General features: G+C 61.7%; 12 protein-coding genes. All 12 read right to left on the bottom strand.

Annotated elements, in window-relative coordinates:
* Positions 1–301: 301 nt before the first annotated feature.
* Positions 302–556: a hypothetical protein gene (locus EV671_RS26230; protein ID WP_132576849.1), complete on the bottom strand. Its 255-nt coding sequence runs from the start codon at positions 554–556 to the stop codon at positions 302–304.
* Positions 557–1,527: 971 nt separating this feature from the next.
* Positions 1,528–1,962, bottom strand: coding sequence for a type II toxin-antitoxin system VapC family toxin (locus tag EV671_RS26225; protein WP_132576848.1), 435 nt, complete (start codon positions 1,960–1,962; stop codon positions 1,528–1,530).
* Between the two features lies 1 nt (position 1,963).
* Entirely contained in the window at positions 1,964–2,209 is a 246-nt protein-coding gene (locus tag EV671_RS26220; RefSeq protein WP_132576847.1) for an AbrB/MazE/SpoVT family DNA-binding domain-containing protein, read from the bottom strand.
* Between the two features lie 200 nt (positions 2,210–2,409).
* The gene (locus EV671_RS26215; RefSeq protein WP_132576846.1) at positions 2,410–2,820 is read right to left on the bottom strand and encodes a PIN domain-containing protein; all 411 of its coding nucleotides are present in this window, start codon (positions 2,818–2,820) and stop codon (positions 2,410–2,412) included.
* Positions 2,817–3,041 (bottom strand): AbrB/MazE/SpoVT family DNA-binding domain-containing protein, encoded by a 225-nt coding sequence (locus tag EV671_RS26210; RefSeq protein WP_132576845.1) that lies wholly within the window; start codon positions 3,039–3,041, stop codon positions 2,817–2,819. The genes EV671_RS26215 and EV671_RS26210 overlap by 4 nt, the downstream gene beginning before the upstream one ends.
* Positions 3,042–3,256: 215 nt before the next feature.
* Complete coding sequence (locus EV671_RS26205) at positions 3,257–3,580, bottom strand: type II toxin-antitoxin system RelE/ParE family toxin (RefSeq protein WP_243655899.1); 324 nt, start codon at positions 3,578–3,580, stop codon at positions 3,257–3,259.
* Positions 3,577–3,870, bottom strand: coding sequence for a YlcI/YnfO family protein (locus EV671_RS26200; protein ID WP_132576844.1), 294 nt, complete (start codon positions 3,868–3,870; stop codon positions 3,577–3,579). Before EV671_RS26200 ends, EV671_RS26205 begins: the two co-directional genes overlap by 4 nt.
* Before the next feature lie 282 nt (positions 3,871–4,152).
* Complete coding sequence (locus EV671_RS26195; RefSeq protein WP_132576843.1) at positions 4,153–4,587, bottom strand: TA system VapC family ribonuclease toxin; 435 nt, start codon at positions 4,585–4,587, stop codon at positions 4,153–4,155.
* A complete protein-coding gene (locus EV671_RS26190; protein WP_132576842.1) occupies positions 4,577–4,822 on the bottom strand; it encodes a DUF6364 family protein in 246 nt (81 codons plus the stop codon). Before EV671_RS26190 ends, EV671_RS26195 begins: the two co-directional genes overlap by 11 nt.
* A 189-nt stretch (positions 4,823–5,011) precedes the next feature.
* Complete coding sequence (locus EV671_RS26185; protein WP_132576841.1) at positions 5,012–5,533, bottom strand: GNAT family N-acetyltransferase; 522 nt, start codon at positions 5,531–5,533, stop codon at positions 5,012–5,014.
* A complete protein-coding gene (locus EV671_RS26180; protein ID WP_132576840.1) occupies positions 5,530–5,808 on the bottom strand; it encodes a type II toxin-antitoxin system TacA family antitoxin in 279 nt (92 codons plus the stop codon). The genes EV671_RS26185 and EV671_RS26180 overlap by 4 nt, the downstream gene beginning before the upstream one ends.
* A gap of 244 nt (positions 5,809–6,052) precedes the next feature.
* Positions 6,053–6,344: hypothetical protein (locus tag EV671_RS27120; protein WP_207911267.1), on the bottom strand; the 292-nt coding region annotated here is incomplete at its 5' end.

The following is a 6,344-nucleotide window of genomic DNA, read 5'->3' as shown; positions in this document are numbered from 1 at the left end:
CTTCCCATCCTCACTTGCAATTGGCCCTTCCCAGGGCTCAAGACAAAACCGCGTCCTCACCGCCGAATAAGCGCGCTTCCTGACCGCCGTTCACACCCTGTGGACTTTTGACAAGAAGGCCGCCAAGGTCCTCGGCGCAGAACTGCTGTCCGCATAAGCTGCCGTAACGCACGAGAAACAGAGAGCCAGGGCAACCACATGTTTCATGGTTGTCAAGGCCGAAGTTGCATTTGCCGAGTGAGCCGCCCCTAAGCCGTCTTTCGAGACTGTCAGTTTGTGGCCGCGACCAGCCAGCCGGACCTCATTCGGCGTCATCTGATCCCTTTCGCCGTTGCCGTCGTCCGGCGGCGACCGGCAGTACGCCAAAAGGGACAGTCACGATCACAAGAGATACAAGGAACGCGGCCAAGGCGTTGAGCAGCATGCGCAGATGGCCGAGGTGCCCGTATTCGCTGTCAAAGCCCCAGCTGGCAAACCCGACGAATGCGCCGAGAACGCAGCCGATTACCAGTGGTCCAGTCAGGGTCTCCCGTTCAGAAGAGGTCAGCTTGAGCATGAAGCCGGCCTACCTGAAAGCCGTCCTTCGCGACCGACTGGTCATGGCCGGTACTCCCAATTCGCGATCGACGCCAACAGCATTCGACTCGTCGCGAACATGAGGTCTTTGAAGCGCCGAGTTCAGCATCACGACCCGATGTTGCCCTTTGCCGCGGTAGCCCGGCGACTTTTACCAAATATTCAGGACTGAGGCAGCGTTCGTAAATGTTCACCATGCAGGCCCACCTCCCTAAATTACGCCTGGGTCGCCATTTATATTCCTATATCTTGTCGATGGCTCGCCGGCGATGAGGCGTGCATTCGCTGGAATTTACCTGGGCATGCAATTGGACTCAAACTCAAAATCCCGCATCCGTTGATCAATGACTGCTGCTGGGACCGCAATTGGCATTGCGCTGGCGCCGGGGCTTACATCCTGCGGAGGTGGCGGGACTTCTGAGGCTCCAGAGGCGCCAGTAGGCCCGAGCGCATTCTTCGTTCCTGACAGCTATACGATAAAAGTCAATACTTCGACGACGCTTCGACTACAGGTCCCGTGTTTCGGTTACGTTCCTAACGCCCCTGCGGCGGGATGTGCAGCTGTCATCTACCCAGTCAAGTGGGCCGTAATGGAGACAAACGGAGGAACACTTGCTGATTCGTCGCAATATTACGCTCCGTATCAGATTGTTTATTCCGCACCTGCAACCGCCGGAACGTACCACGTCATCGCAGATGTGGCCACAAACCCGCCGGTACGAGCCATTGCCAACGTCACGGTCTCGAATTGATGGCGGGGCCGGCCGGCCCGCCAAGTCGCAGGGCGCCTAATTGCCCATGCCGACTCCGAAGCCGCAGCCCAAGTAATGCGACGCGCTTTTCATCGCGCTCAGCCTATCCGAAAGCCGCCCTTCGCGACCGTCGGCTCCTGGCCGACAGCGGCGTCCATAAGTGTCCTGGGTCATCGCCATTTCGGGCCCGTCGCATCTTTCAGGACGCGCCTCGCAGCATGACCGGCTTGATTTTCAGTCGCTGCGCATTGCGGCTCAGCACATCGTCCAGGGTCGCCATGTGCTTCGCACCCGCAGCCTCGGCGCACGCCAGATGCAGGGCATCGCCGGCGCGCAACGCGCTCGACGCGTCGAGCACCAACTCGGCTGCGCGATGAAAGTTGGCGGGCTCGACCGGAAGCAGTCGAAGGTCGACAGCCACCATGCGTTCGAAGCGCGTCCAGGCCCCCTGGGCCTGCTGCGAATCGATGGCGCCGGTGCGCCGCTTGATACCGAGGGCGCTGGCGAACTCCGGAATGCACCAGGCCGCGGCAACGAGTTCGCTCTTTTCGCGGGCGTACCAGTCGGCCGCTGCAACGCTGTACGGCTCGTTCAGGAACAATGGCACGAGGACGCTGGTATCGACATAGACCATGTCAGTACCGCGCACCGCCGCGCAGCTCCTCCATCACGGGCTCGCTCATGGGCATGGCATCGCGGGCTTCGGTCAGCTCGAGCGCGAATGCCTTGCGATTCCACTGCGCCGGCCGAATGGACAGGCTACCGTCCACGGTGAGCTGCGCCTCCACAGTAGCCCCTTCGCGCAATCCGAGCCGGCGCACGACTTCGGCGGGGATCCTCAGGGCAAGACTGTTGCCCCATTTGGCTATTTGCAGATCCATGATGTATATCCTTAAGCGTTTATACATCCTACTCGCTTGACGTCAAGCGTCAAGGCCTGCGGTTGTATCCGCGAGATCATCAGGCGCGCTCCAATGGACGCAGGGAGGCGCAGCCAGCTCGTCGAGCATCCCGATAGCTGACGCCGACGGACAGCAGCAAATGGCCGGTCTCGACTGCTGAGAGGGCACGCGGCCTTGCTCTATTGCAGAAGCTCTCCGCGCGGCAGGCGTGCAGCTCCGGCATCGAAGGTCACGAATCGCGCGCGACCAAGGTGTGTCGCTCTGGCAGCGAGAAGGCAGTCGGCGAAGTCTGCGGCCGGAAACTGGTCGAGCAAGTAGAGGGCCTCTTCCACCGTGGCGTCATGCTCGAATTCGATGCCAGGCGTCTCCAGCATCGAGATGAATGCGGCCGACATCGACTTGCGGCTTACCTTGTAGCGGCTGCGAAGTACCCACTCGGTTTCGAGCAGTGCGCACAGGCTGACGAGCAACGGCTCGCCTGCGGCAGCGGCGTCGGTGACGAGACGGCGTGCTGCGGCGCACTGGTCCGGCGCGGTCGGATCCTGGACAAGAATCCGAACGAGGACGTTCGTGTCGATAGCGATGCTCATTCAGGTAAGCGCATCTCGTCGACGGATACGCCAGGCTGGCCGGGCTGAGTCAGCATCCCCACCAAATCGACCAACCGCCTCGTCTTCGGTCGCAGGACGATCGTCCCGTTGCTCAGCATCGACCAGGCGATTTTGTCCCCGGCCTGCAGACCAAGCCGCTCGCGGACATCCCGCGGCACGGTGACTTGGCCCTTGCTGGAGATGGTGGTTGGCTCCGACATATTCCACCCTTCTTTACGATTTGGAATATCGTAAAGCGCGCACCTCTGCCTGTCAATCTTGTTCGAAACACATCCATGAGTCGACCGTGTCGATCCGGCCGAGCGCCTCGGCAGCCTCCTCCGAAGCCGACTTTCGCGAAGGGCAGCTCCTGGCCGACAAAAGTCCCTCGGTCGCGAAGCGAATGGGTCAGGCGATTGCCGAAGGTGCCGATGGATCAGTGGTAGTCCTGCTCCAGCTGATGGCGAATGGCGCCGATGCGAACCACCTCGCCGCGGACTTCAAACGCGGCAACAAGGCCGGCGCTCCCGAAGGGAATGATCAGTTCGCGTTGCCTGTCGTTTACGGCGCGAGTGGCCTTGCGGCACGAGTACGGTGAGAACTCCAGCAGTCGAAGCGCACGGTCGACCGCATCTCTCAGACGCCGCACGATGTCGAGGTCAGGAGTCGCGCTGGCGAGCTCACGTTCGATGATGAAATCATCGATCCGCAGCAAATCGTCAGCGGCCTCCTCAGCCAGGACGACACGGTAGGCAGTCACTGCCCCGCGCCCTGCTTGCCCGCCGGCAGCCTCCGACGCGCAGCTTCGAGTCGGGCATCCATCTGCTGCAGCACTTCCTGAGGTGAGACCCCGCTATCTTCACGCTCAGAGCGCTCGACGGCGTCTCGGGCGCGTGCGAGGAAGGCGTCTTGAGTACGCCGCCAGGCGACGCCATCGCGTACGCACGAGGCAACGAAATCGGAGAGCGATTCGCCTTCGTCAAGGACGGCCTCCGCGTCGTTTCTCAACGCAGGCTCGACACGCACGGCCGGGAGGGTGGAGGTCTTCATGTGCCCAATGTAATGCAAATGCAATGCATCAACAAGTGCCTCGACGCGCTCCACGTCATCTGCATCAAGCACTACCAGCGGGTTGCCAGCAACCCGAGGCTCGCGACCGTCGGGTCATGGCCGAAACCGTCAGTTCGACGAGAAGCCACTCAGCGGAAGTCGAAAGCAGTCGCGTTGACACCATGGCTGGCGCAGCCAGCCATCGACTATTTCAGATTCCCGTCTGTTCAGAGAGCTCCAGCTACCTTGACTCGACCGGAATCACTGCAAACGGCAGAAAACTCAGGCCGTCAGGTGCGTGAACCGGGCGCGCGCCAAGAGCTTCTTGAAGTCCCGATCGAAACTGACCAGGTGTTCGGCCTGCTGATCAACCGCTGCCGCCAGCCAGCCATCAGGTAGATCGTTTCCGCTCAGTTGCTTTTCCAAACAAAGCTGCCGCAGCTTGGGCCACTCCGGGCCCAAGGGTGCCAACTGGACGCCAGGCATGGCCAGGATTGCATCGACGAAGGCCACGGCGTCGGCAATGGGCGTGGGTTGCACGAAGATTCTGGGGCTCGTCACCAAGCGCAACATGCTGGTGATCACCATCGGCATCAAAGTGAATGCAGCTCCGCTCTCTGCAGCAGCAAGCGCTGCTTCCAGCCAAGTGCGTGCAACCGTGTGATGCGGATGATCGCTACGTGACGCTGCCACCAGTACGTTGACGTCAGGCGTCATCGCCCAACGCCTCGAGTAGCGCCTTGTTGCTTCGCGGCTCCACGCCCGCGACAAGACCACCGCGCCCCTCGAAGACAGGCAATCGTGTCTGGCGTCGCGCCAGATCAACGGATTTGGCGCGCAGCCGCAACTGCAGCCCCTCTTCGATCAAACGAGTAAGGCTGGTTCGCTGCTGCGCGGCCAGAGCCTTGGCGTTGGCGAGCAACTGGTCGTTCAGATCGAGCGTTGTCTTCATGCAATGAGTATACAGATTTCTGTACAAAACACAGCAGGACCGATCTGTGTCGCGCGGCCCCTTGGTTGAGGACAGAGTGCATTTGGGCTACCCGGAAGCAGCCCTTTGCGAATGCCCGCTCCTGGCCGATCGCGCCTGCCCAGCGCGCGTACCAGTTCGCGCAGACACCGGACGTTGGCCCTCAGGCCGCTATGCTTTCCCCTCACTGGAGCTGCCCGTCGTCAGAGCCAGGGCCGTCTTCATCGGCAGGTAAAAACTGTTGGGGCGGCTGGCGAAGGGTTGAAACTGATGTTCGCGATAGAAGGCGGCCGCAGCAACGTCGATCGCATCGGCACAGATCGCGTGAACGCCGATCGGTGCTGTCGCCAGGCGCGTGATCGCGTCGGCCAGCAGCATCGCTCCGACATGCTGGCCGCGAAAGCTCTCGTCACGGCCGAGCCAGCCGATCAGCGCCGCTGGGACGCTCGGGTAACGCGGAAGCTTCTTCGCCACGTCGGCGGCCAGTTCGGTGAGTGCAATGCTGTGCGACGCGAGGGTGTAGAGCCCAGCGAGTTTGCCGCTGGCCTTCTCGACCAGCACGAAGCAGGCGGCGTAGCCGCGCTTCATGTCCTGCGATACGGTGTGGCGAAAGTAGGCGTCGATGCGCTCATTGCCACTCGCGAACGCCGATCGGTCGTGCTTGCCGAGTGCTTCGGAATAGAAGCCCGTCACCGCACATCGACATTCTTGGCGTGAAGGCGCATGGCACGTTTCAACGCCGAGTTCGGGGCCGGCGGATTGATGAGCGCCGCGGCAAAGCGCTGCTGATCTTCGGCCGACAGCCGGATGATGCCCTCGTCCTCAATGGCGCGCTGGGCTGCGTCCTGCGCTGCGCTGACAACGAAGTCCGAGATGCTCCGACCCTTCAGCTCTGCCGCGCGCTTGAGCAAGGCATAAACGCTGGCCGGTAGGCGCGCTTCGAGACGTGCGATCTGCTCTGTTGCCATGACGACCTCCGGAGGAGATATTACGGCAGTTTGCCGTAAACTTCAAGTTGCAGCGCACCGCCCCGCTGTGTACCGGCAGCCAATCGTCGATCTGCGCTGCGTTATGGCGCAGCGCAGCCAGCCACCTCTTGACCGTCAATCGAAAGCCTGCATTCGATCGCACACCTGAGCGACCGCATCAGGTTCCTCTGGCTACCGGTGCGATGCCGGAAAGCGGCCCCTCACGACCGACCGGTCATGGCCGTCAGGCGAACTGGATCGCCAGCCCAAGGCAAGCCAACCCGACCGCCATCGCCGCGCACTTGAACGCAATCGAGCCCGTTGCCACTTGGGTGCTCGATCCATCGGGGTTGTCAGAGCCGCCCGGACTTGCGTCTTCAATGGTGGCGACGACACCGTTTGCAAGCATCGCTGCAGACACCCAAAGTGACGCAGCCGCCCTGTTATGACCGTCGCTGTTTGAGGTCTGCCAGAGCCTGATGTCCCAGGGACATTTCGGGCGTTGTTGAGAACGCCGCCGACGGCAGTGCGGGACG

It is taken from the genome of Roseateles saccharophilus (assembly GCF_004342485.1).
Classification (GTDB): Bacteria; Pseudomonadota; Gammaproteobacteria; order Burkholderiales; family Burkholderiaceae_C; genus Pelomonas; species Pelomonas saccharophila.
Note: the sequence above shows the minus strand (reverse complement) of the source record. Positions and strands in the feature narration are given on the sequence as shown.